Origin of the sequence: Frankia sp. KB5, from assembly GCF_002099325.1 — a bacterium.
Taxonomy (GTDB): Bacteria; Actinomycetota; Actinomycetes; order Frankiales; family Frankiaceae; genus Frankia; species Frankia casuarinae.
On sequence record NZ_MRUJ01000385.1, the window covers coordinates 1 to 1,898 of the forward strand.

Consider the following 1,898-nt stretch of genomic DNA (forward strand, 5'->3'; position numbering starts at 1 on the left):
GGCTGCCACCGGTATGGATCACGATCGCGGTCAGGACGTTCAGCGCCTTCCTGAGCACGTTCTCGGAATGGCCGCCACACGCCCGCGCGGCGTCGGCCGCGCAGGCGAACAACTCCGGGCTCACCAGGTCGCGGACGACCGCGAACGTCGTCGTCGGCCCGTAGGTGGTCAGGAACGGGTAGCTCGGCCGGACGAGCCTCATCCGCAGCAGACAGGCCAGCCCTCGGGTCAGCACCACGCGATGGCGTTCGCCGCAGGGCCTGTCGGGCTCGGGAATGGCGGCTGACCAGGTCGCCCACCTGGGACCGAGCATCGCCTCGGCATGCTCCCACCGGTCCTGCCAGCCGCCGGGCACCCGGCCCAGCCAGTCCAGCAGCAGCTCGACACCGGCAACCGACCGCTGCGCCTGCTGCCGCTTCGCGTTCCACCACGACAAGGTCGGCACAGCCGCGAGCACGTCGTCCAACGACGCCRTATCCCACGGGCCGACCGGCCGCGCGGCCGGCTCCCAGCCCGACGCCCCTGGGCCRATGGCCTGCTTGGTGGCTGGGGCCGCGACCGCGGTAGGCATCACCTCGGGTTCCCGAACAGGACCGCGAGGTCAGCGGGGTCGTAGCCGAGGGCCGCCGGCGCTGGGGGCGCGGGGCGAGGTCTTTCCCGCGCAGCCAAATGCTCCCGGACCCGAGCGAAGACCTCCTCGTCGTCCTGCTCCAGGTAGAGCTGGGTCGTCGACAGGTGGGCGTGGCCGAGGATCGTCTGCGCGTCGCGCAGCGACAGCCGGCCGTCGCGCACCATCCGAATCGCACAGGTGTGCCTCAAATCGTGCATCGTCCAGTTCGCGCCCAACCGGCGGTTCGCCCGACGGAAGACCGCCCGCAGCGCCTCGTAGTTCAACGGCTCGTGGACCCCGCCGCGCCGATAGACCGTCCGCCAGACCGGATCACCCGCGCCCAGCACACCGCCGCCGACGTCGGCCAGGTAGAGACRCAGCCAGACGAACGCCTCCGGGCTCGCCGGCAGCCACTGCTCGGCCCGCGTCCCCTTGCGGACCACCCGCACCAGCTGGCCACCCCAGTCCAGGTCCGCGCCGCGCATGCCGAGCAGCTCGGCCGCGCGGGCACCGGTGGACACGCCCAGCGCCAGGATCGCCCGGTCCCGGTTACGGCCCATCGCCGCAAACAGCGCGTCCCACCGCTCGTCCRGCATCGCCCTCGGCTTCCGCTTCGGCAGCCGAGGGTTATAACGCAGCCGCCCCTCCGGACGGAATGCCTCCAGCGGGTTGTGGTGCGCGTGCGCCCGGCCCCGGCCCGCCCGAGCAAGCACAACCGGATTCACCAGCGGCCCCTCACCACGCTCCAGCCAGAACTCATAGAAGGTCCGCAGCACGGCGTTGCTGTGCCGCACCGTCGCCGGCCCGTAGCCGTCCCCGAGGTGGCGCTTACGGGTCACCGGGTTGACCTGCCCCACGGTCGCCCGCGACCCGACCCGCGCCGCCGCGACCGGCTTGGTCGCCTGCCCGAGCCACAGCACGAAGTCCCGGACCTCCGCCGGACTCACCCGGTCCCAGGCCACTCCAACCGCGACCAGAAACCGCCACCACCGCAGCAACGCCAGCGCATAGCTGCGCACCGAGTTCGCCGACCGGCCCTGCGCGACGAAGTCCCGTAGGAAGACCTCGACCGGCTCGACCGGCTCACCGAGGCCGTCGACCAGCCTCCACGGCACCACGCCGTCGGACGCGACCACGCTTCCCCACAGCGGAAGCCGGATCGCCTCGATCACCCGATGATCGCTGTCCTCAAACACCCAGCACCCTCCAAGATCAGAGAGATGCAGACTGTTCCGACCTGTCCGACCCTGCCCTACGACACGCCGTTCGACCTCAGGAAAGTCCGGTC

General features: G+C 71.6%; 1 protein-coding gene and 1 pseudogene. Both read right to left on the reverse strand.

Features of this window, described 5'->3' with window-relative positions; translation table 11 throughout:
- Window positions 1-571: pseudogene (locus tag KBI5_RS24625) on the reverse strand (hypothetical protein); the annotation flags it as partial.
- Window positions 571-1,806: a tyrosine-type recombinase/integrase gene (locus KBI5_RS24630; protein ID WP_085016624.1), complete on the reverse strand. Its 1,236-nt coding sequence runs from the start codon at window positions 1,804-1,806 to the stop codon at window positions 571-573. The gene KBI5_RS24630 and the pseudogene KBI5_RS24625, both read right to left, overlap by 1 nt.
- Window positions 1,807-1,898 lie beyond the last annotated feature (92 nt).